At 44.0% G+C, this 23645-nt stretch carries 25 protein-coding genes; 14 read left to right on the top strand and 11 right to left on the bottom strand.

What is annotated here, in order from left to right; translation table 11 throughout:
- Nucleotides 1-14: 14 nt before the first annotated feature.
- Nucleotides 15-428 carry a PACE efflux transporter gene (locus tag ACVBIK_RS00840; protein ID WP_447160506.1) on the bottom strand — a complete coding sequence of 138 codons (414 nt, stop codon included), beginning with the start codon at nt 426-428 and terminating at the stop codon, nt 15-17.
- A gap of 84 nt (nt 429-512) precedes the next feature.
- Here ACVBIK_RS00840 and ACVBIK_RS00835 point away from each other — a divergent pair, with 84 nt between their 5' ends.
- A complete protein-coding gene (locus tag ACVBIK_RS00835) occupies nt 513-1391 on the top strand; it encodes a LysR family transcriptional regulator (protein ID WP_447160505.1) in 879 nt (292 codons plus the stop codon).
- 117 nt (nt 1392-1508) lie between these two features.
- On the opposite strand, the gene ACVBIK_RS00830 is transcribed toward ACVBIK_RS00835, so the two are convergent.
- Nucleotides 1509-2072 carry a DUF4136 domain-containing protein gene (locus ACVBIK_RS00830; protein WP_447160504.1) on the bottom strand — a complete coding sequence of 188 codons (564 nt, stop codon included), beginning with the start codon at nt 2070-2072 and terminating at the stop codon, nt 1509-1511.
- Nucleotides 2073-2241: 169 nt separating this feature from the next.
- Here ACVBIK_RS00830 and ACVBIK_RS00825 point away from each other — a divergent pair, with 169 nt between their 5' ends.
- The 4 genes from ACVBIK_RS00825 to ruvX all read left to right on the top strand — a co-directional run bounded on the left by ACVBIK_RS00825 (nt 2242) and on the right by ruvX (nt 4086).
- Complete coding sequence (locus tag ACVBIK_RS00825; protein WP_447168851.1) at nt 2242-2562, top strand: hypothetical protein; 321 nt, start codon at nt 2242-2244, stop codon at nt 2560-2562.
- Between the two features lie 138 nt (nt 2563-2700).
- On the top strand, nt 2701-3030 hold the full coding sequence (gene yciH, locus ACVBIK_RS00820) for a stress response translation initiation inhibitor YciH (protein ID WP_447160502.1): 330 nt from the start codon (nt 2701-2703) through the stop codon (nt 3028-3030).
- A 23-nt stretch (nt 3031-3053) separates the two neighbouring features.
- Nucleotides 3054-3614, top strand: coding sequence for a YqgE/AlgH family protein (locus ACVBIK_RS00815; protein WP_447160501.1), 561 nt, complete (start codon nt 3054-3056; stop codon nt 3612-3614).
- 49 nt (nt 3615-3663) lie between these two features.
- Nucleotides 3664-4086 carry a Holliday junction resolvase RuvX gene (gene ruvX / locus ACVBIK_RS00810; protein ID WP_447163675.1) on the top strand — a complete coding sequence of 141 codons (423 nt, stop codon included), beginning with the start codon at nt 3664-3666 and terminating at the stop codon, nt 4084-4086.
- A gap of 92 nt (nt 4087-4178) precedes the next feature.
- Here ruvX and hemH read toward each other — a convergent pair whose 3' ends face one another.
- From hemH to ACVBIK_RS00795, 3 genes are all read right to left on the bottom strand, one after another.
- Nucleotides 4179-5192, bottom strand: coding sequence for a ferrochelatase (hemH, locus tag ACVBIK_RS00805; RefSeq protein WP_447160499.1), 1014 nt, complete (start codon nt 5190-5192; stop codon nt 4179-4181).
- Between the two features lie 121 nt (nt 5193-5313).
- On the bottom strand, nt 5314-6426 hold the full coding sequence (locus ACVBIK_RS00800) for a PilT/PilU family type 4a pilus ATPase (protein ID WP_447160498.1): 1113 nt from the start codon (nt 6424-6426) through the stop codon (nt 5314-5316).
- Nucleotides 6427-6442: 16 nt separating this feature from the next.
- Entirely contained in the window at nt 6443-7480 is a 1038-nt protein-coding gene (locus tag ACVBIK_RS00795) for a type IV pilus twitching motility protein PilT (protein WP_447160497.1), read from the bottom strand.
- Between the two features lie 35 nt (nt 7481-7515).
- On the opposite strand from ACVBIK_RS00795, the gene ACVBIK_RS00790 reads away from it, so the two are divergent.
- The 9 genes from ACVBIK_RS00790 to ACVBIK_RS00750 all read left to right on the top strand — a co-directional run bounded on the left by ACVBIK_RS00790 (nt 7516) and on the right by ACVBIK_RS00750 (nt 16029).
- Nucleotides 7516-8211 (top strand): YggS family pyridoxal phosphate-dependent enzyme, encoded by a 696-nt coding sequence (locus ACVBIK_RS00790; RefSeq protein WP_447168850.1) that lies wholly within the window; start codon nt 7516-7518, stop codon nt 8209-8211.
- Between the two features lie 156 nt (nt 8212-8367).
- The gene (proC, locus tag ACVBIK_RS00785; protein WP_447160495.1) at nt 8368-9186 is read left to right on the top strand and encodes a pyrroline-5-carboxylate reductase; all 819 of its coding nucleotides are present in this window, start codon (nt 8368-8370) and stop codon (nt 9184-9186) included.
- Between the two features lie 35 nt (nt 9187-9221).
- A complete protein-coding gene (locus tag ACVBIK_RS00780) occupies nt 9222-9770 on the top strand; it encodes a YggT family protein (RefSeq protein ID WP_447160494.1) in 549 nt (182 codons plus the stop codon).
- Nucleotides 9770-10057, top strand: a complete 288-nt coding sequence (yggU, locus tag ACVBIK_RS00775) for a DUF167 family protein YggU (RefSeq protein WP_447160493.1) — start codon at nt 9770-9772, stop codon at nt 10055-10057. The genes ACVBIK_RS00780 and yggU overlap by 1 nt, the downstream gene beginning before the upstream one ends.
- A gap of 83 nt (nt 10058-10140) precedes the next feature.
- Nucleotides 10141-10575 carry a DUF4426 domain-containing protein gene (locus ACVBIK_RS00770; RefSeq protein WP_447160492.1) on the top strand — a complete coding sequence of 145 codons (435 nt, stop codon included), beginning with the start codon at nt 10141-10143 and terminating at the stop codon, nt 10573-10575.
- A gap of 134 nt (nt 10576-10709) precedes the next feature.
- Nucleotides 10710-11309, top strand: a complete 600-nt coding sequence (rdgB, locus tag ACVBIK_RS00765) for an RdgB/HAM1 family non-canonical purine NTP pyrophosphatase (RefSeq protein ID WP_447160491.1) — start codon at nt 10710-10712, stop codon at nt 11307-11309.
- The gene (gene hemW / locus ACVBIK_RS00760) at nt 11309-12460 is read left to right on the top strand and encodes a radical SAM family heme chaperone HemW (RefSeq protein ID WP_447168849.1); all 1152 of its coding nucleotides are present in this window, start codon (nt 11309-11311) and stop codon (nt 12458-12460) included. Before rdgB ends, hemW begins: the two co-directional genes overlap by 1 nt.
- Before the next feature lie 155 nt (nt 12461-12615).
- Nucleotides 12616-14499: a DUF885 domain-containing protein gene (locus ACVBIK_RS00755; RefSeq protein WP_447168848.1), complete on the top strand. Its 1884-nt coding sequence runs from the start codon at nt 12616-12618 to the stop codon at nt 14497-14499.
- A 411-nt stretch (nt 14500-14910) separates the two neighbouring features.
- Complete coding sequence (locus tag ACVBIK_RS00750) at nt 14911-16029, top strand: TDT family transporter (protein ID WP_447160488.1); 1119 nt, start codon at nt 14911-14913, stop codon at nt 16027-16029.
- Nucleotides 16030-16130: 101 nt separating this feature from the next.
- Here ACVBIK_RS00750 and ACVBIK_RS00745 read toward each other — a convergent pair whose 3' ends face one another.
- From ACVBIK_RS00745 to trmB, 6 genes are all read right to left on the bottom strand, one after another.
- Nucleotides 16131-18401 (bottom strand): hypothetical protein, encoded by a 2271-nt coding sequence (locus ACVBIK_RS00745; protein WP_447168847.1) that lies wholly within the window; start codon nt 18399-18401, stop codon nt 16131-16133.
- A gap of 816 nt (nt 18402-19217) precedes the next feature.
- Nucleotides 19218-20159 (bottom strand): LysR family transcriptional regulator, encoded by a 942-nt coding sequence (locus tag ACVBIK_RS00740; protein ID WP_447160486.1) that lies wholly within the window; start codon nt 20157-20159, stop codon nt 19218-19220.
- A 366-nt stretch (nt 20160-20525) separates the two neighbouring features.
- The gene (locus tag ACVBIK_RS00735) at nt 20526-21341 is read right to left on the bottom strand and encodes a YggN family protein (protein WP_447160485.1); all 816 of its coding nucleotides are present in this window, start codon (nt 21339-21341) and stop codon (nt 20526-20528) included.
- 270 nt (nt 21342-21611) lie between these two features.
- A complete protein-coding gene (gene glsB / locus ACVBIK_RS00730; protein WP_447160484.1) occupies nt 21612-22526 on the bottom strand; it encodes a glutaminase B in 915 nt (304 codons plus the stop codon).
- The gene (locus ACVBIK_RS00725) at nt 22526-22852 is read right to left on the bottom strand and encodes a YggL family protein (protein WP_447160483.1); all 327 of its coding nucleotides are present in this window, start codon (nt 22850-22852) and stop codon (nt 22526-22528) included. Before ACVBIK_RS00725 ends, glsB begins: the two co-directional genes overlap by 1 nt.
- Before the next feature lie 50 nt (nt 22853-22902).
- Nucleotides 22903-23616, bottom strand: coding sequence for a tRNA (guanosine(46)-N7)-methyltransferase TrmB (trmB, locus tag ACVBIK_RS00720; RefSeq protein WP_447168846.1), 714 nt, complete (start codon nt 23614-23616; stop codon nt 22903-22905).
- Nucleotides 23617-23645: the final 29 nt, after the last annotated feature.

Here is a 23645-nt window from a genome sequence, read left to right as displayed (position 1 = left end):
TTATTAATAGCGTTCTAACTTGTCGCTTTTAACCTGACTTTGATAGTGTCGTAGCACCAGTTAAAAGCCACAGCATAGAAAAAGAAAAACACTAAGAAAGCGGCTTCCATGGCTAAAGCTTGTAATAGCGTCAAGTCTAAAAACCACGCAATGGCTGGTACGGTTATAAATATCAGTCCACCTTCAAAGCCACAGGTATGGGCAATTCGCACCTTTAAGCTACGGTTAATTCTGTCTGCGCCGAAGCGCTTATCAAACCAAATGTTATAAATGTAATTCCAAACAACAGTATACAGACTCAGTCCAACACCCACTGCCATCATAGATGTGGCTTCTGTACCCGATAGCATCGACGCTACTGGAACAATAATGGCCAACGCGATTGCCTCAAAAAGAATAGCGTGAGTGATTCTGTCTTTAAACGTCATTTTTATGCGTCCTAAAATTTACTTGTCGCTATTATCATCTTTAATTACGATACTTAATAATTAGATACCATCACCTTTACTGATATGTTAACCATTGAACAGCTCTACTCATTTGTAACGACCGTTGAGGCAGGATCTTTTTCTGCCGCAGCGAGAAAGCTTGGCAAGGTTCAGTCTGCAATTAGCCAGCACATTATTAACCTCGAAATCGATACGAATCAGACTTTATTTGATAGAAGTCATCGCTATCCGGTATTAACTCGTGCAGGGGAACAATTACTGCCTCAGGCTAAAGCCGTGATAGCTCAACACCAACGGCTCAACCAGCAAGTTGCCGCACTCGACAAGCAAGAAGAATTAAAACTTACGCTCGCTGTGGACGAAGGGATCCCTTATGACAGGTTTACAGCAATGCTCAGCAACCTATCGAATCAATATCCAGAGTGTGAACTTGAGCTCCTATGTGCTTCGAGTCTAGATATCATTCAATTGGTAGATACTAAGCGAGCCGATTTAGGCATCGTCTTTAGCGAACTGACTTACTCTGAGAGTCTCGATTTTGAATCATTAGGTACCGTAAAGTTTGAGTTGCTCGTAAGCCCTAACCACCCGCTTGCACAGTCGACCTCATCTCATATCGACGTACTTAAACTACATAGACAGTTAGTTATTGGTTCTAAAGCAAAACAAAAAGGTTGGTTTAATACCCCTCACTCTCCGGATGTATGGCATGCAGATAACTACTACATGTTGCTTGAGTTAACAAAGGCAGGTTTTGGCTGGACCTTGTTACCACTGCACATGTGTGAAGAGGCCATTGCAGAAAAGCAGTTATGTAAGCTTAAGATTGATTTCGAGCAGCTCGGTTGGCAAGCCAATGTTGATGTGATTCAACATAAAAGCCGACTCGATAACTCGCTTAATCGTCAGCTAAGAGTATTGATGAGAGATCTGCTCAATTAAGCAAAAAGGTTCACATTGATTAAAAGATGGTTTAAAAAAAACGGCCATTTGGCCGTTTTCATATTTGAGCTAACTTACTCAAAGCTAGCTGGTGTAAAGCTGACTAATATAAAAGCTTTACTTGCCTTCAGGCTTTGGCGGGTAGTTAAGCAGTAATGCTCCTACCGCTTCGTTAACCACTTCGACACGCTCTTCTGGCGTATCTTTGTCGCGCATTGTGTCTGCAACAGAACCTCTCCAGATAAGCTGCCCCGTCTTGCGGTCGACCATATCTAAAATTAAAGTACCGACTTCATATTCACGAACCGTTGTTTGGCTATGACCAGCGCTGCCACTCCAACCCCAGCCTGGGCCGTAATATGGGTTATAGCCGTAGTTGGTATTGAATGTGTCTACATTAATTTTCTTGTCGACTTTAGTTAAGTAGTTTACTAAAACATCGGCTGTTGCAGCATCAGTTCTTGTTAGCCCTTTTAGCTGTAGCTGATCTTCAACCGCTTTGCGAACGCGTTGATCCATAAGCCCATCGAGATGATAAGTTGCATCATCAGTTTTCTTTTGAACCCAAGCGTAAGTTTTCACTTCTGAAAAGTTTACACCTGGATCATAGTCTGAACTTGTCTTAAGTGAACTACATGCACTTAACGCCAGCGCAGCAATGACAATCAATAACTTCTTCATGTTTTACTCCAACAATAATCATATATATTTTGAGCACTTATTAAGCCAGCTTACAGAGCAATCTATTAATCTACAACTCTATTTTAGTAAAGACACCTGTCATTGAGCTTGACTTCATCGCCCAGCTTAATGATAATGATTATCAATTAGTGTATTTAAGAGAATCATTATGCTTTGGTTTATGGCCGCGTTTGCTATCGCCCCTATCGTGTTTTTAATTACCCCAGAAAAAGTGACTGAAACCACAGCCACTGACACCTCATCAATTGACAAACTCAGCAAATACTCATTAGTCATATTGCCATTAGTCGTTCTTAGCTGGGTGGTGATTGCGATTGCAACAGCCCCCGTAACGCACTTTGCCGGTACTGCAATCGGTTTTGTTCTAACGTCTTGCGCTATAGCCTTGCCAAATACACATAAATATATTGCACCGCTAGCATGCTTAACCTTTGCCTCGTTATTCATTGAGCTCGCGCTTTACCTATAAAGGTTTTAAATTCTGTAAAGAGCTGCAGTTTTTGCTCTAGCTCGCCTCTCAACAGATATGATTCTCTTTCGCTTGCCTCTCCCGTATTGCCTGCATCTTTGCTAAACTGCAGCCATAAGTTAACCAACGACCATATATATGAAATCTGATCCAAACGTATCTTTAGTCTACAGCACTGATAGCGGTAGAATAGCCCCCGAAAAAGCGATCCAATCTGCTCCTGAAGGTGATGGCATCGTCAGAATTCATAAAGACAGTAAGGGTCGTAAAGGCAAAGGGGTTTCAGTTATTAAGGGCCTAGGTTTACCTGAAAAAGAATTAAAAGCTTTGGCACAAAAACTGAAAAAACAATGTGGCTGTGGTGGTACGGTAAAAGACTTCAATATTGAAGTGCAAACCGATAATAGAGAGCAAGTGAAAACGTTGCTCGAGAAGCTCAATTATACTGTCAAATTGGCTGGTGGCTAAACGCGCCTAATATGGAAAAGTCTATGGACAGTCTACAGAATCACTTCTTAATCGCGATGCCATCTTTGCAAGATACCTATTTTGAACGTTCACTCATTTATATCTGTGAGCACAACGAAAAAGGCGCTATGGGCATTGTTGTTAATAAACCCAGCGGCATTATTGTTGATGAACTTTTAGAGCAGATGGAGCTGACTGAAGAGCCTGAAGCAATTGAAGCTTTGGCTGCTGAGGTGTTAGTTGGTGGGCCCGTTAATCCTGAGCGAGGTTTTGTACTCCACAGCACACAAGATTGCTGGAGCAACAGCGAGGCTGTCAGCGATGAGATCATGCTAACAACCTCACAAGATGTACTCACCTGTTTAGGCTCAGATAAAGCGCCAGAGAAATTCTTAATTGCTCTTGGCTATGCAGGTTGGACCCGTGGCCAGCTAGAGCAAGAGATAATTGAAAACACTTGGCTATCAATCCCAGCAACGGCAGAACTACTGTTTGAAGTAGAGCACGACGAACGTTGGCAACAAGCAACTGAGTCCCTCGGTTTCGACATTTGGCAACTCTCTAACCTCACAGGCCATGCATGATTACCGTAATCGGTACTGTAGTAGCATAAATACATAGGAATACACAGAGATGGGCGATAAAAGCGTCTTAGGATTTGATTACGGTACCAAGAGTATTGGTATCGCTATTGGTCAAGAGCTCACTGCGAGTGCACGACCTCTATTATCAATTAAAGCGGTCGATGGTATTCCAAAATGGGATGAAATTGGCGCACTCATCACCGAATGGAAACCCGATCTTGTTGTTGTTGGTTTGCCACTTAATATGGATGGCACAGAACAAGAGATGACTCAACGAGCCAGAAAATTTGCGAATCGAATAAATGGCCGTTTTGGTATCAAGGTCGAGACTCAAGATGAGCGCCTTACCACTGCCGATGCCAAAGCAAGACTCTTTGAAATGGGTGGCTACAAGGCACTGACCAAAGGTCAGGTTGATGCTATGTCTGCAGTCTTGATTGTTGAAAGTTACTTCGAGAATCAATATCTGTAATTCGGTGCAAAATCTGAGTAACCCACATCAATATTAAAAAGGGAGCGACTATTGATTGAGTCGCTCCCTTTTTGTATCACGCCGGTATAAGCTTAAATATACGGTTTAACGATATTCGCCATCATCTTAATATGGGCGTCATCATCATTTAGCGCTGCAATATAACGATATTGTTCACCACCAGCCTCTTCAAAGATTTCACGGTTTTCACCGGCGATCTCTTCTAAGGTTTCTAAGCAATCGGCACTAAAAGCCGGACAAACAACAGCAATGTCTTTAACACCTTGACCAGGTAAAGCAGCCATTGTCGCGTCAGTATAAGGCGTTAGCCACTTAGCTTTACCGAAACGAGATTGGAATGTTGTTATATATTGCTCTTCACTCAGGCCTAGCTTTTCAACCACCAGCTTAGTCGTTGTCATGCAGAAACAGTAATAAGGGTCACCTAAATGCAGGTTACGCTCAGGCATACCATGGTATGAGAGCACTAACTTTTGTGGCTGACCATTAAGCTCAAAGTCTTTAGCAATCGATGCCGCTAAGGCATCAATAAAGTCAGGATGATCATGATAAGTATTGATAAAATGCAGCGCAGGCAGGTAACGCCAGCTTGCCAACTCTTTAGCTATGGCATCGAAAGCCGATGCTGTTGTTGGCGCCGAATATTGCGGGTAAAGCGGCAACACCACTATTTTATCAACTCCCTCTTTATGCATTCGTTGCAGGGTCGATGACACTGATGGCGAGCCGTAACGCATACAAAAATCAACCGACACGTCTGTTCCAGCTTGATCGAAGTGCTCTGCCAACTTTTGGGTTTGACGACGCGTGATATCCATCAAAGGTGAGCCTTGCTCGGTCCACACTTGTTGATAAAGTGCTGCAGATTTTGCTGGCCGTACACGCAATATAATACCGTGTAAAATGATCATCCAAAGCAACTTTGGGATCTCGACTACACGCGGATCGGCTAGAAATTCTGCCAGATAACGTCTTACAGCTGATGCTGTAGGCGCATCAGGGGTTCCTAAATTAACTAACAACACCCCAGTTTTACCGCGCTTTTTATGCCCAACTTCTTTGGTCAATCCTGAAAACTTAGCCAAGATAACTCCTTAACCTTTTAATGATAGCTACAGATACGTTTTGATCCGCTTTGAGATCAACATTAATCATAAAAAAACTGGCAATACAAGATATTGCCAGCTTTTATTAAACCGTTGTTAATTAATCTAAATTGAGTGTCACTCCATCCATCGAACTGCTACTCGCGGGATCTGAACTCTGTAACTTAATCATCAAGCGCAAGTCATTTGGTGAGTCGGCGTGATGTAATGCGTCAGCGTAACTAATTTCACCATCGCTATAGAGTTTTAACAAGGCTTGGTCAAACGTCTGCATGCCCTGCTCATTGGATTTTGCCATGGTATCTTTTAGCAAATGTAGCTCATTTTTAGCAATCAAACTTGCCACACGAGGCGTGTTAATTAACACCTCAATCGCCGCACGCCGTCCCGTACCATCACTTTTGGGTACTAGCTGTTGAGCCACAATGCCACGCAGGTTTAACGACAGATCAAATAACAATTGATGATGCTTACTTTCAGGCACAAGATGCATAATTCGGTCAAGGGCTTGGTTAGCATTGTTAGCATGTAAGGTAGCCATACATAGATGACCCGTTTCAGCAAACGACAGCGCAAACTCCATGGTTTCTTGGCTACGAATTTCACCAATCAAAATCACATCAGGAGCCTGACGTAGTGAGCTCTTAAGTGCAGCATCAAAGGACTCAGTATCAATACCCACCTCACGCTGCGTAATAATGCTCTGCCTGTGGTCATGGACAAATTCCACTGGGTCTTCAATAGTCAAAATATGCCCACGTGCATGGTTATTGCGATAACCAACCAAAGCCGCAAGTGAAGTTGACTTACCTGTGCCTGTACCGCCCACCATGATCACCAGACCACGTTTACTCATCACTAAGTCTTTAAGGATCGGTGGCAGCATTAGCTCATCGACATCAGGGATCTTGGTCTCGATACGGCGCATCACACAACCAGGGGCTTCACGTTGCCAAAAGGCACTGACACGGAATCGGCCCAGATCTTGTGCGGCGAAGGCAAAATTACATTCACGAGACTCGTGAAACTCCAACTTTTGTGCCTCTGTCATCAACGACTCAACAAAGTCTAACGACTGCGCCGGAGTAAACGGGTTTTCCCCCAGTGGGCGCAGCTCACCATCAACCTTTGCGCTTGGCGGAAAACCTGCAGTGATAAACAGATCCGATGCCTTACGATCAATCATCACCTTTAGAAAAGGACGAACATCCATAGCCTAACTATCCCTATTAAAAGTTGGTTTGTTTATTCGAACTCTTAGCCATGGCATCTTCACGGGTGATCTGACCGCGATTAACCAAGTTCTGTAAACACTGGTCAAGGGTCTGCATACCATGAGCCATACCTGTTTGAATTGCCGAATACATCTGCGCGACTTTATCTTCACGGATAAGGTTACGAATAGCAGGCGTACCCATCATAATTTCGTGAGCAGCCACTCGGCCTCCGCCCACCTTTTTAATCAAGGTCTGAGAGATAACCGCCTGTAAAGATTCAGACAACATGGTTCTTACCATACCTTTCTCGCCTTCAGGGAATACATCGACGATTCGGTCAATCGTTTTAGCAGCAGAGGTCGTATGTAAGGTACCAAATACCAAGTGACCCGTTTCCGCTGCGGTCATTGCTAGTCGGATGGTTTCAAGGTCTCGCATCTCACCGACTAAGATCACATCCGGATCTTCACGCAGTGCACTTCGTAGCGCGGCGTTAAAGCTGTGGGTATGACGGTGAACTTCACGTTGGTTAATCAAACACTGTTTATTTTGATGCACAAATTCTATCGGATCTTCAATCGTTAGAATGTGGTCATGGCGGTTATCATTGACGTAATCTATCATTGCCGCCAAGGTGGTACTCTTACCTGAGCCGGTTGGCCCAGTCACTAACACTAGACCACGAGGAAAACTTGAGATCTTCTTAAAGATTTCGGGGGCACCTAACTGCTCTAAGCTCAAAATATCGCTTGGAATGGTACGAAAAACCGCAGCCGCACCACGAGACTGATTGAAGGCGTTAACACGAAAACGTGCAAGACCTGGAACTTCAAACGAAAAATCGATTTCTAAATGTTCTTCATAATCCTTACGCTGCTTATCATTCATGATGTCATAGACTAGGCTATGCACACCTTGATGGTCTAAAGCAGGTAAATTAATCTTTCTCACTTCACCATCAACACGGATCATGGGAGAAACACCCGCTGAAAGGTGTAGATCTGACGCATTGTGTTTTACACTAAAGGCAAGTAACTCTGTGATTTCCATAGTTTGGGATATCCATTCAACCAAAAACTTACAACATGACAACAATAACAGACAGACTCGCAATCGCCCAGCATCGGATCGCTCAAGCGGCGCAAAAGGCTTCTCGTCGAGCAGAAGATGTACAACTGCTAGCGGTAAGCAAAACTAAGCCCAATAACCAAATCATAGAAGCCTATCATGCAGGGCAACGCCGCTTTGGTGAAAACTATGTGCAAGAGGGCGAATCTAAGGTTAATGCACTCAGTCAGGACTACCCAGATATTGAGTGGCACTTTATCGGTCCACTGCAATCAAATAAGACTAAAGTGGTCGCGACACTCTTTGACTGGATGCACACGGTTGAGCGCCAAAAAATCGCTCAAAGGCTTAACGAGCAGCGCCCAGATTCAATGCCAGCGCTCAATGTATGCATTCAAGTCAATATTAGCCAGGAGCAAAGTAAGTCTGGTGTAGCTGCCAGTGAGGTGTTAGCGCTTGCAGATACAATAGCGCAATTACCCAAACTGAAGTTACGCGGCTTAATGGCGATCCCCTCGGCCGATGTCGATGAGCTAACCGCAACCAAAGAGCTTGCCGCACTGCAAAACCTTTATAGTGAATTAGCACAGCGCTTTGATAGTGTCGATACCTTGTCTGTGGGCATGAGTAACGATCTAGAGCTTGCCGTCGCTCACGGCTCAACCATGGTACGTATTGGCAGCGCTATATTTGGTGCTCGCGATTACAGTTAGATAAGATTTAAGATAATAGTGCTTGGCAAACAATCGTAAGATGAAATGATTGCTAGCACGATACATTTAAGTGCCAACAGCTTGCAATTCACGATTTAGCCCAGATATTAATAGCTAAAGTTGCCATAAAACCAACTAAAACAACAAGAGATCTTCATGACGCAAAAAAAAGTATGCTTTATTGGTGCGGGCAATATGACTCGCAGCATCGTTAGCGGCCTAGTCAACAGCGGTTATAACCCTGAACTAATCGAAGCCACTAACCCTAGCCAACCAAAGCTAGATGCTATGGTCAGCGATTTTGGTATTAAGGTTTCAAATAACAATCTTAAAGCTGCACAAGCAGCAGAGGTCATCGTACTTGGCGTTAAACCGCATTTAATGCAAGTTGTTGGCGAAGAGCTTAGCGGCTTAGATCTCTCAAGCAAACTGATTATCACCATAGCAGCAGGGGTTACCGCAAAGCGTTATGGCGATTATTTTAAGCAAGAGATCAAACTAATCCGCACTATGCCTAATACTCCTACGCAAATCGGTGTAGGCTTAACGGGCCTTTTTGCAGGTGAAGATATATCTGCTGAGCAAAAAGCTATTTGCGAAACGCTAATGGCCACAGGTGGTGAAATTGTTTGGGTCGACAAGGAAGACGATTTAAACCAAGTCATTGCACTAGCGGGTAGCTCTCCAGCTTATTTCTTCCTATTTTTAGAATCTATGGTAGAAAGTGCTGTCAAAGGGGGGATGTCTGAAGTAGCCGCTAGAGATATGGCGCAGCAAGCAGCTCTAGGTGCGGCGTTAATGGTGAAGCAAAACCCTGAGCTAAGCCTTGCTCAGCTAAGAGCAAACGTCACCTCAAAAGGGGGCACAACAGCGCAAGCCGTTGAGACGTTTGAAAAAGGTAACTTACGAGGCTTGGTCGATAGCGCAATGAACAATTGCATCGCCCGCGCTGAAGAGATGGCAAAGCAGTATTAGTTTTTAAATTTAACTTGAACAAGTAGAGTAAACAGATGAATGCATTTAGTTTTCTGATAAGCACGGTATTCGATCTATACCTGATGGTTGTGGTATTACGTATTTGGCTACAGCTAGCCAAAGCTGATTTTTATAACCCGTTTAGCCAATTTATTGTAAAAGCCACCCACCCGATTGTTGGCCCATTACGCCGAGTACTGCCCTCTTTTGGTAGTTTTGACACCGCCTCTTTCGTACTGGCAATAACCGTCGTGATAGCAAAGTTTGTTATCTTAAGCCTGATGGCTGGCGCAGCGATTGATGTACTGACACTGCTACTTATCTCGCTAGTCTCTGTGATTAAAGAAGCGGGTGTACTGCTGTTCTGGATGCTAATCTTACGTGCAATTTTAAGTTGGGTAAGCCAAGGCAGTAACCCAATTGAGATGGTAATGGGTCAACTGACGGAGCCATTGCTTGCGCCAATTCGCCGTATTTTACCGCCAATGGGCGGCTTAGATCTGTCATTGCTGGTCATGATGATTATTCTTAACTTCGTCAATATCTTACTCGCGCAGTACGTGCCATTTTGGGCTAGCGTATAGTGACACCAGCCATATTGCAGCAGGGTGACCTGCTGCTTCAACTCTATATCCAGCCTAAAGCGAGTCGTGACCAAATTGTTGGCCTACATGGTGAAGAGATAAAAATTGCTATCACAGCCCCACCCGTTGATGGCAAAGCCAACGCCCATTTAACTAAGTACTTATCAAAAGCCTTTAAAGTACCGAAGGGCGATATTGCCATAGTGAAAGGCCAAATGGGACGCCATAAACAGGTAAAAATCACCGCTCCTAAGCTTATCCCAGCTGAAATACAAAACCTTTTGTAACCTTATGCGTATTATTCCAATAGCGCATTGAGCCCAACAAAGTTCTATACTGTTAGCAAGATATCTTCCTAAGGAAAGCGAATATGATCCGTTCTTTAACCGCTGTGCTAATGCTCTGCTTTTGTTTAAGCAGCAATGCATTTGCCGAACAAAAAGAAAAAGTGGGTAACTACGATATCCACTATGTAGCCCTTAGTAGCACCTTTTTAACCCCGAGTATTGCCAAGAGTTATGGTATTAAACGTAGTAGCTACACCGGCATCATCAATATTTCAGTGCTTGATACTAGCGTCAAAGGTCACCCTGCCGTTCCTGTTGAGATCTCAGGCGTCGCCAATAACTTACTCGATGCCAGAATCGACTTAAAGTTTAGGGAAATTCGCGAAGGTAACTCTATTTATTATATTGCCGAAGTTCCGTATCGTGACGATCAAGAGATCAACTTCAAGATCGCAATTAAGTCCGGTAAAAAGCTCAATACCACACTCAAGTTCAAACAAAAATTCTACGTCGAATAATCTCTCATTAAATTGAATAAATAGGGGCATTTCGCCTCTATTTTTTTAATTGTTCAACGCGATTGCTACTATCGAAAACACCGTATCTCGGCTATTATTGCCGCCATTATTAACTGACTCATCGAAAGAATCCCATGAACCAAATCGTCCTTGCCAGCGGCAACAAAGGTAAACTCAAAGAATTTTCTGAATTGATGGCTAATTACGGCGTCGAGATCTTAGCTCAGAGTGAGTTCAATGTTGTTGAAGTCCCTGAAACTGGTACTACATTTGTTGAAAATGCCATTATCAAGGCAAGGCACGCCGCGGAAATTACCGGTCATGCAGCCATCGCTGATGACTCGGGTCTAGAAGTTGACTTCCTACAAGGCGCCCCAGGTATTTACTCGGCGCGTTATGCCGGTGAAGGCGCTAAAGATGAGCAAAATTACACAAAACTATTAAATGCACTTGAAGGCCAAACCGAGCGTAATGCACGTTTTCAGTGTGTTTTGGTTTATATGCGCCACGCTAAAGACCCAACCCCAATTATTTGCCAGGCAGCATGGGAAGGCACAATAGGTTTTGGCCCACAAGGCGAAAATGGCCACGGTTACGATCCTATTTTTATCCCTGCAGAACACGAATGCGCCGCAGCTGAGCTAAGCAGTGATGAGAAAAATACGCTCAGTCATCGTGGTAAAGCATTGGTATTGTTAATTCAAGCCATGAAGCAACAAGGTATCTTTAACTAATGCTAACCCTGCCACCGTTAAGCCTTTATATTCATATTCCTTGGTGCGTACAAAAGTGCCCTTATTGTGATTTTAATTCCCATGGCCAACATGGAGAGTTACCCCAGGCTGAATATGTTGATGCACTGATTAAGGATCTCAAACAAGATCTGCATTATGTGCAAGGTAGGCAACTACACACGATTTTTATCGGTGGCGGAACGCCCTCTTTGTTCGATGCTGCGCATATAGGGCGTTTACTCGAAGAGGTGGATGCACTCATCCCCTTTAGCGACAACATTGAAATCACCATGGAAGCAAACCCTGGCACCCTAGAGCATGATGATTTTGAAGCATACAATAAAGCAGGTGTAACTCGTCTTTCTATTGGCGTACAAAGTTTCTCGACTGACAAGCTCAATCTGCTTGGTCGTATTCACGATAAAGATGAGGCTCAAGTTGCTGCGCAAAAAGCCAAAGTTTCAGGCTACCAAAGCTTTAACTTAGACTTAATGCATGGTTTACCAAACCAAAGTTTTGATGAAGCCCTTGCCGATATTGAAACAGCAGCAGAACTCGCGCCGCCGCATTTGTCTTGGTATCAGCTCACCATAGAACCAAATACCTTGTTCCATTCTAAACCACCGCAGTTACCAGATGATGAAAACTTGTGGCAGATCTACGAACAAGGCCAGAAACGTCTAGCTGAGCTGGGCTATCAGCAATATGAGATCTCAGCATATGCTAAAGAAGGCTATCAGTGCAGACATAACCTTAACTATTGGCAGTTTGGCGACTACTTGGGGATCGGTTGTGGCGCCCACGGTAAAATCACCCTAATTAACGATAATAACGTTAGCGACAGCAAAATTATCCGCACAGTTAAAATAAAGCACCCTAAGGGCTATTTAACAGCAGATAACTATACCTACGAAACCACCGAAGTTGCGCAAGAAGATCGAGCATTAGAGTATCTAATGAATCGCTTACGCCTAATGAGCCCCATTCCTAAGGTGGAATTTGAGCAGCGTACCGGTTTATCACGAGACACCATTAGTGACGGCATCAAACAAGCCTGTGCCAAAGGCTTAATGACCGAGTCTGATGAACATTGGCAACTGACTAGCAAAGGTCACCTGTTCGTCAATGAGTTGCTGTCACAGTTTCTATAGCGCGTTCCATCTGTTACAAACACCAATTAACTAGCTGAATAAAAAAGCAAAGATGTTAATACCGGCTCGCATAGAAACATTTACTAACACTTAGATCAAAAAATTAACCGCCGGCTTCTTTAGGATAACAATCATAATTCTAAGGAAGCCTAAAAATGCCTATAAAAACAAAAATCAGCTCTATCGCCCTATCACTTTCAATTGTATTTAGTGCCACTACCACATTTAGCACCACAGCGATTGCCGCCTCATCCTCTGTACAATTATTAAGTCCAAGTGAGAGCATTGCTCATAAGGCTGAAAGCGAGTCAGAAAAAGCCAACCTCTTATTTGAAAGCATTTTCATGGAAAATGTTATGGCGAGCCCTATTTCACAAACGCACCTTGGGATTAAAACTGACTATGACAAATGGGACGAGATGGGTGATGCCGCCGATGACGCAGCCCTTGCACGAGATAAAAAACACTTAACTCTGCTACAAAAAATCGACCCAAGTAAGCTCGATAGACAGACTCTACTTAGCTATCAGCTATTAACTCAAAAGCTTGAGCAAAGCATTAAAGATGACAAGTGGCGTTACCATAGCTACCCGGTCAACCAGATGTATGGTGGCCACTCACAAATCGCCTCTTTCTTGATTAACCAGCACCAAATTGGCAACGTTGAAGATGCCAAAGCCTATATTAGCCGCCTACAAGGTGTGCCTAAGCGATTATCTCAACTACAAGCGGCCTTAGAAGCGCGTGAAACTAGGGGCATTGTTGCGCCTAAGTTTGTCTTCCCTTATGTAATAACCGACAGCAAAAATATCGTAGCTGGCGCACCTTTCACTGCTGAGTCTAATAAGGGCGATATGGCACAAGATAGCGCGCTATGGGCTGACTTTAAACGCAAAGTATCAAGCCTTGAATTGAGCGATAGCGACAAAGATAGCTTATTACGCGATGCTAAAACGGCATTAGTTAACGATGTAAAACCTGCCTACGACAAGCTAATCGCCTACATGACTAAGCTTGAAACTAAAGCCGATACTCGTGACGGCGCGTGGAAATTTCCACAGGGCGAGACTTACTACAACAATGCATTAGCTCGCACGACGACAACCGACATGACCGCTAATGATATCCATGAGCTAGGTCTATCTGAAGTGGCGCGTATTCACAGCGAAATGCGCGATATCATGACCAAAGTTAACTTTGAAGGCTCATTAACCGAGTTCTTCAAGTTTATGCGCGAAGACGAGCAGTTCTATTACGCCAATGACGATAAAGGCCGCCAGGCATACCTCACAGAGGCCACCGCACTTATCGACACCATGAGCAGCAGGCTCGATGAAGTGTTTAAGGTCAAACCTCAAGCACCTATGATAGTTAAACAGGTTGAAGCCTTTAGAGAGAAATCAGCAGGTAAGGCGTTTTACAACAACCCATCACCAGACGGAAGCCGCCCTGGTACCTACTATGCCAATCTATATGACATGAAAGCCATGCCAAAATATCAGATGGAGGCGTTGGCCTACCATGAAGGCACGCCGGGTCACCATATGCAGATAGCTATCGCCCAGGAGCTTAATGGTGTACCAAAGTTTCGTAAGTTTGGCGGCTATACCGCTTATATCGAAGGCTGGGGGCTTTACAGTGAGTATTTCCCGAAAGAGATGGGCATGTACTCTGACCCATATTCAGACTTTGGCCGCTTAGCGATGGAGTTATGGCGCGCTTGTCGTTTAGTGGTCGATACCGGTATTCACGCTAAAAAATGGACGCGTGAAGAGTCTATCGAGTATTACGTTTCTAACACGCCCAATGCCAAATCTGATGCAGTAAAAATGGTTGAGCGCCATATTGTGATGCCATCTCAGGCAACCGCTTATAAAGTGGGAATGCTAAAGCTACTAGCCTTAAGAGACAAAGCGCAGCAAGCCCTAGGCGATAAATTTGATATTCGCGATTTTCACACCATAGTCCTTAAAAATGGTCCAGTACCGTTAGATGTACTCGAAAGTGAAATCGACCTATGGATAGAGCAAAACAGCTAATAACAGCGATTAATAACGGTTGTAAATAGTCATCCAGGTGCTGTCAGGCGAGCTCAGTCGCTATTGCTTAGTTGCTTAGTTGCTTAGTTGCTCTAGCTTAGCCACGATGAGCCAGCCTGCCACAATGACTGAGCGATAGAAGCCTAGCTGCAGTCGCTTAATTGCAGTCGCTCTAGCGCAATATAGAAATCTAAATGAAAGCGGGCACAATTATATTGTGCCCGCTTTCATTTCTAAGTTGATCAACAAGACACCAGCCCTAAAATATTCTAATTTACCTCACGGCCTTAGCCATTGATTGCAGCCTAACGGTTTATGTAAACAGTAAATTCGATTCAAAATTGTACTTATCACCTCAAACAAATTAGTTTTAATAAGATAAATGTAAACATGCTGCGGTTAAGGGAATATATGTCTGAAAATACGCAAGTTGAGCTAAGCACAGAGATAGGTCCAAACTGGTTTGCCTCTGTTATGGGCACAGGCATCATCGCTAACGCCGCAATCGGGCTACCTATGTTTGGCGGGCACTTAAACGACATAGGGCTGATTATCTGGTTACTCGCATCCTTGATGTTAGTTGCTATGCTATTACTGAAAATAGTTCAGACCATTACCAAGCCCCACATTATCAAACGACAATTTAACGACCCGGTGATGTCGCAATTTTTTGGTGCACCTCCCATGGCGATGATGACTATAGCAGGAGGCGCGCTGTTGTACGGCTCACAAGTTATGGCCGTAGAGACCGCAATGACGCTAGCCTGGAGCCTGTGGATAGTAGGAACACTACTTGGGCTGCTGACCGCCGTTGTTATTCCATTTCGTCTTTTTACCCATCATCAGGTCCGGGAAGACGCCGCTTTTGGTGGTTGGTTGATGCCCGTTGTACCGCCTATGGTCTCTGCTGCTATTGGCGCCATGTTAATCCCCCATTCTGAAAATATTGCCCTACAACAAACGCTGCTTTATGCCTGCTACGCCATGTTTGGCATTAGCTTACTTAGTGCACTAATCATTATCACCATGATCTGGAGCCGCTTAGCTTACTCAGGCACATCAGGCAGCGCGCGCGTTCCGACCCTTTGGATTGTCTTAGGGCCTCTCGGGCAATCTGTTACTGCGGCTGGAGCACTGGGTAGCGCGGCGCTATTTGTGGTCGATGAGCCGATTTCTACAGGCATGAATACTATGGCAATTCTTTATGGGGTGCCTATCTGGGGATTTGCTTTTTTCTGGTCGATATTAGCAAGCTTACTAACACTGCGCGCTCTGCGCAGAAAAATGCCCTTTGCGCTCACTTGGTGGGCATTTACTTTCCCTGTTGGTACTTGCGTTACCGGAACCACACAATTAGCTTTACATACTAGGCTACCTGCGTTTGAGTGGGCTGCAGTTATTTTATTTGCCGGCTTAATTTGTGCCTGGATTATCGCAGCGACTGGCACAATAAAGGGATTTAAAGGTGGCCATATTATGAAGAACCCAACCACATCAAACCATGTCGTTTCTAAGAAGGGCAAGCTCTGAAAAACATCATGAAAATGTTCAGTCCTAGGTTCTAGGTTCTGGGTTCTGGGTTCTAGGCGCCAGGAAATAAGGCCTAGATTCTAGGTTCTAGGCCATCACATTTAGTCGTAAGCTCCGACATTAGGCACGCTAAAACTGACATCATTCCAAGGCCAATGCACCTTCGCCATAAAGGCTGCTAATTCAGGAGAGTCAGCGTGTTGCTCACGGATCACAACCATCGTCCTGTGTACATGAAAGGGATGTATAGGCTCATTAGCACCAATGGCGTTAAAGTACTCAGCAAGAATATCTAAATACTCTTTTTTGTCAGCTAGAGCTAACACTGCATCGGCCATTACCGGCGCCCCTTTAAGACCTGACAGATGAGCGGCACAGTCCCAGCTGGCAAACTGCTTGATGATACTTGCTAATAAGTCTGCGCCCTTTTCATCGTAACCTGCTGAAGCAAACAGATCGTACTCACTTTGGACGGTACACCCGTTGACTTGTTGAGTAACAAAGCCAAAGAATAGTGATAACGGCTTATCTTGAGCTTGCTCTTGTTTTAGAGCTTGGTTTGGCGTTTTATTTAAAACTTTATTCTGCTCATTACTTAGCTCTAGCTTTGCATCCAAGTTGGGGGCATTTTTATTCATCAGCTCATAACTGGCGTGGTAATGCAGCTGTAGCTTCGGCATTAAAGCGTTCAGTGTTTCAAGCGTTGCCAGCTTTGCTGACGTATCATTTAAATCTTGATAAAAAATATCGACTTGCCCACTCTGAGTCGGCACTTCAGTCAGCCCTGCAGGTATATCTAATATGACCCCTTTTTGCCGACATACCGCTGAAACAAGACTCGCTGAAGAACCCTGTTTTTTATCAGCGAGATCCATCAGCCAAATACGCCCATCCTCCTCGTCACCAACCGCCACCAATAATTGGTCATCAATTTGAGATTTAATCACAACGGGTTCGAGCCCAAACACCTGCAAAGAGCGAAGAATGCCACCACTATTTCGTTGCATCAGTTGCTTCATAGGGAATATACATTCACCCGTTAACGATAGCTGCTGCACCACGCCATCTTGCCAGCCAAGCCAAATGCTGTTGCCATCAGCAGCAACAGTGGCCGAGGTTAGACACTCTACAAAGGTTTGCAGCTCATCATGGTGACTTGAGCTGCTATCGCCAGCGGCAATCGCAGTTAATGACGCCACAAGCTCTTCAGCTTGATAACTGGCACAAATTTGTGATGGATTAAGTGTCCTAACACTGCGGCTCCACAGTGCCTTTTTCTGCTTAAAATCGATTAGCTGTAATACAAAATCAAAGCCTGGAGCTTCAGCCTGATCAAAAGCTTCAGCCTGAGCAATCACTTCAGCTTGATTAAGAGCCTCGGCAATCGATTCAGAAGCGTCAGTATCAGTTGATACAGTCATGCTAACCGTCTCAGCATTGGCAAGCAGCGCAATACCGCGTTGGTTATCCATGAAAAAAGTATTACGAACAGAAATTTCCGTCGGTGCGGGCTTGCCTTCAAGTGGATGAACTTTCATCTCAGAACTAAGAGGGCTAAAGCTCACCAGTTGATGCATTCTGCGCTTTTCACGCTGATAAAACACAAACTCATTATCAGCCAAATACACCATACTGCCGTTAACAAACCTAAATGGCATTTCATAACAACTGATATCGGTACAGAGGAGCTCAAAAGAGCCAACTTTTGTATGGCTGTAATTCTCTGCAGCCGCGCTTGCCTGCCTATTTAAGGCTGCGCCTATATCGATACAGTACATTGACCGGGCGCTGCGTCGCCCACCCTGCTTGGCGCCAACGAGCCAAAGCTTGCCATTGTTACAGCAGGCATCATTTGTTGGGTACAACTCTAGCGATGTTAGCGCAACTAAACTCAGCTTGCTTGGCTTGCGGCTTTGAGAGCTAGAAGCTGAGGATGTATTTAAACTCATGTCGGAGCTTATGCCATTGCTGATATCAGAGCGGGCACCAGAGCTGAAACAAGCACTATAAATTCGGCCTATTGAATCCACCGCAATAAAGCGCTCATCATCAAGCCACTCAACCAAAAGCAGTTCGCAGTTATCACTACCAACCAATTCAAACTGACTCAATAGCTCAATATTGAAACCACTGCGTTTAACGATTTGTAGCTGAATCAATCCATCGTAGTACAACCTATGGTGCTGAAAAGAGTATTCATGCTCAGCACTTGTTTCTGAGGTCGTAGTTGCTGAAATCTTTTCTGCTGAGGTAGTTGTTTCCGAAGTAATTGTTGCTGAAATCTTTTCTGCAGAGATAGTTTCAGCTACGGTTTCAGATGCAGTTCCAAGATCAGCAGAACGCGAAAAAAGTGACTTAATAAATTTATTCAATGTAATACATGTCTCATGAAATAAATGGCTCTACAAAGCATCGAACGATAAAGCTAAGAGAAGATAATATTTTCCAATATTATCTGTAGCTTAAGATAGTTTCACTTCAAGTATCAAGCGCTTTATACCAATCTGGGCCGTAACTAAACTCGAGGCCGAAATATGCTTGGTCATTAACCCTGCAAGCAAATTCGGCTAACAATGGCTTCTATACCCAGGCCACCAGCAGATGCCGATGATGATAAGGCTCGCTAAACTCATCTCCTCGGTTATAAACAGTAGCGCGGTTCACCTGCCAGCCCAGTAAGCAGACTGCTCACGACTTTCATTATTCACCAGACTGAAATGATTCAAAAGTGAAAGACCTTGATATAGAACGAACTTCAAACTGTTTCAAATGCAGAACAAGGGAAGGTATTTAAGCTTTGGTACAGCCCAAAAAGAAAAATACCCCGGCTATAAATAACCGGGGTAAACCAAACTAGGTGATGGTTTTAAGGCTGACATTGTTTTAGTTCTTAAACCGTCTGTCAGCATTGATGCAAAATGCTTTTAGCTGCTCTGTATAGCACAATAGAGAGGGGTCATTCTCGATTACACTATAGGACTCAGAACTTTTGAATCAACTGCCAGCAATTGTATTAAAACGAGAACAAACTTCAACTGAAATGATTTTAAGTTGTTTAGCCAAGGCTAAATTCAGCTTGACTAAACAATGTACAGCAGGGATTAAGTGATTGAATAAAAAGCACTTAAGAACTCACTACATTAGCAAGATTTCACACCGTTCAAAATATAAAACAATGTTTCTCCATTTTACTTACGTTTTGCATACAATTCTTTTAAAGGCGCATCCCAATATGGCGGTGTACCGATATGATCTTTTATAAAATCAATAAAGGCACTGACCTTTGGTGCTAAGTGTTTACGTCTTGGGTAAACCGCTTGTAATGGCAAATGATGAGTCAACTGCCAGTCTTCAAGAATTGGCACCAGAGTCCCCTTTTCCAGCTCATCTTCAAGCAGATAGCTTGCTAGATAAACCACACCGAGTCCGCTTACCGCCGCCGACTTTAATGCTGGGGCATTATCGACTCTGAAATTACCTGTTACGCCAATCTCACAGTAATCATCACCTTGCTTAAATTGCCAGATACTGTGCTCATGCCATTCACCTTGATATACCAAGCAGTTATGGTCTACTAACTGCTCTGGGCGGCTAGGTACACCATGCTTCTCTACATATGATGGCGACGCGGCTAACAAGAACTGACATTTCATCAGTGGTCTTGCAACCATCCCAAGTGGCAATTGCTCTGACATCGTAAGTAGTAGGTCTAAACCTTCACTAACCACGTCGACTTTATGGTCAAGTAAGCTAACTTGAAGTTCGAGCTCTGGATGCTTAGCCATAAACTCTGGCAAAGCAGGGATGATGTGCATGGTACCGAATGACTGAGAAATACCCACTTTCAATACGCCTCGGGTAGCATCATTAAGATTATGAACGCTAGCAACAGCTTGGTCGGCATCTCTTAATAACTCTTCTCCTTGGGCATACAATAGATGGCCCGCCTCAGTTAAACTCAAGCTTCTTGTGGTACGTTGAATCAATTGAACACCAAGCTTATGCTCCAGATCGGCCACTTGGGTACTTACTTTAGACTTTGATATGCCTAACTTTCTCGCCGCAGAGCTAAAACTGCCCGCTCGAGCCACATGGGTAAAAATTGCGATTGGTTCTAAAAGTTCTAACATGTAAATCGCCTTAAGGTGTTTACGACAGTAATAGTACTTCCATCGCTAAGACATGCTGTTTTCTATTAAAAACAATATCTTAAGTGAATATATGTACGCTAGAGTAGAGTTTGTATTATGTAACCAATAGTTGGTTTTTGTTTTTATTTTTAGAAGTATACCAAAAAATCCCCATAACTCATCAAATATGTAGTTTGGGCTAGGTACAAAGGGGATCGGTAGTACAAAAGTCTAGTGAGGCTTTAAATGTAAAAACCCCTGCATAAAGGGGGGATGCAGGGGAGGTTGCAAATCAATCAAGGCAACAGCTTTACTTCATTGTTTTACCAAGCGTATATCTTAGTAACGAGTCCAGTGAAGTAATGTTTACTCAAGCATAGTGGTATTAGAGGATTCAACTAAAGGATAGCTAGCAAGTTCTGGGATCTCGTCACGCAACTGTTGCTCCAGTACCACTAAGGTTTTAAATCTTTCGCATAGCTTTTCGCCACGGGCTTCTAGATCAGCGGCTTGCTGCTCCATCTGCATCTCGATATCATCACCAATGGTTTCCATCTTTTGAGAAAAAGAGTCCATCTTCTGTTCAAAGCTATCACCGTCGCCCGACATCATTTGTGCGCCTAAAGTCATCATCATGCTGCCGAGTGAGTTCTGCACTAACTCTTCCATCTCTTGCTCAAACTCCTCTCCAAAGGCATCTTCTAGTGATGACTCTGTCGAGCCAAGGTAAAACGTATCGCCATGTTGGTACGCTACGCTTTCGATTCGTTGCTCAAGACCTGACATCATTTCGTCAATCTTAGCACCTGCGCTATCACCTAACAGTGGGGTTAACGCAAGACTCACTGCAGAAGAAGCCATTCCAACCGCATCATTAACCAGTTCAATCACCTCAGGTACTTGCGAAGAAACCTCTTGTGAATACTGACTCACTAATGCTTGCTGCTGTTTATTAAGTGACACTTGCTTGCCATTAACAAATAGCTCATCCATTTCGATGCGATACTTTTCATCACCAACCTCACTGACAATCAGTTTCTTAGGCTCTACCGTGACGTCATAATTAAGCGCGACTTCGCACTCTTTATTCATTGACTGGTCGCTATGAGCGGCAACGGTTTGTAGACTCGTTGCTGATAGCAACACGGCTGAGATCCCAACAGAGGTAAGTAGTTTTTTCATCGCATCAATCCTTTATCGCTATAGTCTGTATGATATTATTTTCAATCTTGATGTAAATAAAGCATAGACCATGCCAAACAAGCTAACACCATGTTTTTAAAGGTTATCACTTGAGTTGTATAGAGGTGATACACGCTGCTAAATAATATATTTGGCCAATTAAGCTAACAATTGGCCAAATATCAAAAACAGCTGATGTTGATACTGATGTAGGAACTAATTGTAGAAACTGACTATAGTGACTGGCTGTAGACAATTGACTGAGTAAAACTAAAAAATCGAACGGCCTAAAGTCTGACTCAAGGCTTCTAACACTGCCGTGCCCGCTAAAGAGTTGCCATTGGCATCAAGCTCCGGAGACCAAACACATACAGACATGTCACCAGGGATCACCGCGATAATGCCACCGCCGACACCGCTCTTACCCGGCATACCGACGCGATAAGCGAACTCACCCGCACCGTCATAAAGGCCGGATGTGGCTAATAACGCATTTAACTGCCGATTCTGTACAGGACTAATTAACTGTTTACCAGCAAGGCTTTTACCTGAGTTAGCTAAGTAAAACATAGCACGGGAAAGATCTGCGCAGCTCATGCGAAGTGAGCAATAGTGAAAGTAGCTGTGCAACACAGTATCAACGTCGTTATTAAAATTACCGAATGATTTCATCAAGTAAGCTATCGCGGCGTTTCTTGCGCTGTGTTGATATTCAGATGCGGCAACGATTTTATCGTATCCCACTCTATTGTTTTCACTTAAACCACGAACAATCTCAAGCATACGGTGCTTAGGCGCACCTAAACGACTTTGCAAAAGATCGGCAATAACCAGCGCACCAGCATTGATAAATGGATTTCGCGGTAAGCCTTTTTCCAATTCAACTTGAACTAAAGAGTTAAAAGAATGGCCTGAGGGTTCTTTACCGACTCTCGACCAAATCTCATCTTCTTCATACAGCATTAGCGCCAAGGTAAGACTAAATACCTTAGAAATACTCTGAATTGAAAAGGGCTCGAGATAATCTCCAGCCCCTATAGTGACACCGTCAGAGGTCGTCACTGCAATACCTAACTTATTAGCATCAACTTGGGCAAGGGCTGGAATATAGTCAGCCACTTTACCCTGTCCTAGAAGAGGTCGTACTTTTTCTAGGATCTCTTCAAGTAATGCCAATTCAGGCATTAGCCCCACCAAATATCGTAAAGCTCGCCAATTTCGAGATCAGATACAGGTTGAGCGTCAAAGAATGCTTTAACTGCAGCTCGGTGCTCTTCTGTACACTTGCCGATACCTTGAGTGGCAATAATACCTTCCCACTCTTTGTGTCCACCGCCGTGATAACCTAGGTCGTTAGGTTCAATCACTTCATCGATAAACTGATCAACGATTGCATCAATTTGCTCTTCTGTTACTGACTCATTAAAAATCCAGTTAACGTCAAATCCAAACTCTTGGAACTCATCAACGCGTAATTTCTTACGTAAGCGACGGCTACGGTTTGCTGCCATGGTTGTTCTCCTAGATAGCTTATTTACAGTATATAAATTCGGTTTAGCGCTTAAACACGCTCAAACATAAGATCCCAAACCCCATGACCTAAACGGTGGCCACGCGCTTCGAATTTAGTCAATGGACGATGTTCTGGACGTTCAACAACATCACCTGTCGCAGATTGGTTTTTATAACCAGGCGCGGCATTCATCACTTCTAGCATATGTTCGCTGTAGTTTTCCCAATCTGTTGCCAGATGGAATACACCGCCAACCTTAAGTTTCTTGCGGATCAATTCAGCAAATGGTGCTTGAACGATACGGCGCTTATGATGACGAGTTTTATGCCAAGGATCTGGGAAGAACAATTGCACACAAGCCAGACTGCCTTCAGCAATGCTATTTTCAAGTACTTCAATTGCATCATGGTGATAAACACGTAAGTTAGTCACGCCCGCTTCAGCAGCTTCTGCCAAGCATGCACCGACGCCGGGTTTATGCACTTCGATACCGATAAAGTTAAGCTCAGGAGCCGCCTTAGCCATTTCTACCAATGACGCGCCCATGCCAAAGCCGATCTCTAGAACGGTATCTGCTTCACGACCAAATACTTCGACTAAATCAATCGATTCTGGAGTGTAATCTAGGCCCATGATTGGCCATTGCTGCTCCATTGCTTGAGCTTGGCCTTTAGTTAAACGGCCCTCTCTCAATACAAAGCTTCTCACTTTGCGAAGGTATTTACCTTCTTCATTGAATTCAGCGGTTGTTACGTCGCTCATTTTCGCCCTCGCTTAAGACAGCATAATTT

The sequence above is a fragment of the Shewanella sp. 125m-1 genome (genome assembly GCF_052977065.1).
The sequence above is the reverse complement of the archived record's forward strand: the minus strand, read 5'-3'. Positions and strand labels throughout refer to the sequence as shown.

Excerpts from the sequence above, each read along its gene's own strand:
- glsB (WP_447160484.1), bottom strand. The coding sequence starts at position 22,526 with ATGCCTGAATTGGCATTACTTGAAGAGATCCTAGAAAAAGTACGACCT.
- trmB (WP_447168846.1), bottom strand. The coding sequence starts at position 23,616 with ATGAGCGACGTAACAACCGCTGAATTCAATGAAGAAGGTAAATACCTT.
- ruvX (WP_447163675.1), top strand. The coding sequence starts at position 3,664 with ATGGGCGATAAAAGCGTCTTAGGATTTGATTACGGTACCAAGAGTATT.
- ACVBIK_RS00840 (WP_447160506.1), bottom strand. The coding sequence starts at position 428 with ATGACGTTTAAAGACAGAATCACTCACGCTATTCTTTTTGAGGCAATC.
- rdgB (WP_447160491.1), top strand. The coding sequence starts at position 10,710 with ATGAACCAAATCGTCCTTGCCAGCGGCAACAAAGGTAAACTCAAAGAA.
- ACVBIK_RS00750 (WP_447160488.1), top strand. The coding sequence starts at position 14,911 with ATGTCTGAAAATACGCAAGTTGAGCTAAGCACAGAGATAGGTCCAAAC.
- ACVBIK_RS00755 (WP_447168848.1), top strand. The coding sequence starts at position 12,616 with ATGCCTATAAAAACAAAAATCAGCTCTATCGCCCTATCACTTTCAATT.
- ACVBIK_RS00790 (WP_447168850.1), top strand. The coding sequence starts at position 7,516 with ATGACAACAATAACAGACAGACTCGCAATCGCCCAGCATCGGATCGCT.
- ACVBIK_RS00800 (WP_447160498.1), bottom strand. The coding sequence starts at position 6,426 with ATGGATGTTCGTCCTTTTCTAAAGGTGATGATTGATCGTAAGGCATCG.
- ACVBIK_RS00835 (WP_447160505.1), top strand. The coding sequence starts at position 513 with ATGTTAACCATTGAACAGCTCTACTCATTTGTAACGACCGTTGAGGCA.
- ACVBIK_RS00795 (WP_447160497.1), bottom strand. The coding sequence starts at position 7,480 with ATGGAAATCACAGAGTTACTTGCCTTTAGTGTAAAACACAATGCGTCA.
- ACVBIK_RS00770 (WP_447160492.1), top strand. The coding sequence starts at position 10,141 with ATGATCCGTTCTTTAACCGCTGTGCTAATGCTCTGCTTTTGTTTAAGC.
- ACVBIK_RS00735 (WP_447160485.1), bottom strand. The coding sequence starts at position 21,341 with ATGAAAAAACTACTTACCTCTGTTGGGATCTCAGCCGTGTTGCTATCA.
- ACVBIK_RS00825 (WP_447168851.1), top strand. The coding sequence starts at position 2,242 with ATGCTTTGGTTTATGGCCGCGTTTGCTATCGCCCCTATCGTGTTTTTA.
- ACVBIK_RS00780 (WP_447160494.1), top strand. The coding sequence starts at position 9,222 with ATGAATGCATTTAGTTTTCTGATAAGCACGGTATTCGATCTATACCTG.
- proC (WP_447160495.1), top strand. The coding sequence starts at position 8,368 with ATGACGCAAAAAAAAGTATGCTTTATTGGTGCGGGCAATATGACTCGC.
- ACVBIK_RS00830 (WP_447160504.1), bottom strand. The coding sequence starts at position 2,072 with ATGAAGAAGTTATTGATTGTCATTGCTGCGCTGGCGTTAAGTGCATGT.
- ACVBIK_RS00725 (WP_447160483.1), bottom strand. The coding sequence starts at position 22,852 with ATGGCAGCAAACCGTAGCCGTCGCTTACGTAAGAAATTACGCGTTGAT.
- hemW (WP_447168849.1), top strand. The coding sequence starts at position 11,309 with ATGCTAACCCTGCCACCGTTAAGCCTTTATATTCATATTCCTTGGTGC.
- ACVBIK_RS00815 (WP_447160501.1), top strand. The coding sequence starts at position 3,054 with ATGGACAGTCTACAGAATCACTTCTTAATCGCGATGCCATCTTTGCAA.
- yciH (WP_447160502.1), top strand. The coding sequence starts at position 2,701 with ATGAAATCTGATCCAAACGTATCTTTAGTCTACAGCACTGATAGCGGT.
- ACVBIK_RS00740 (WP_447160486.1), bottom strand. The coding sequence starts at position 20,159 with ATGTTAGAACTTTTAGAACCAATCGCAATTTTTACCCATGTGGCTCGA.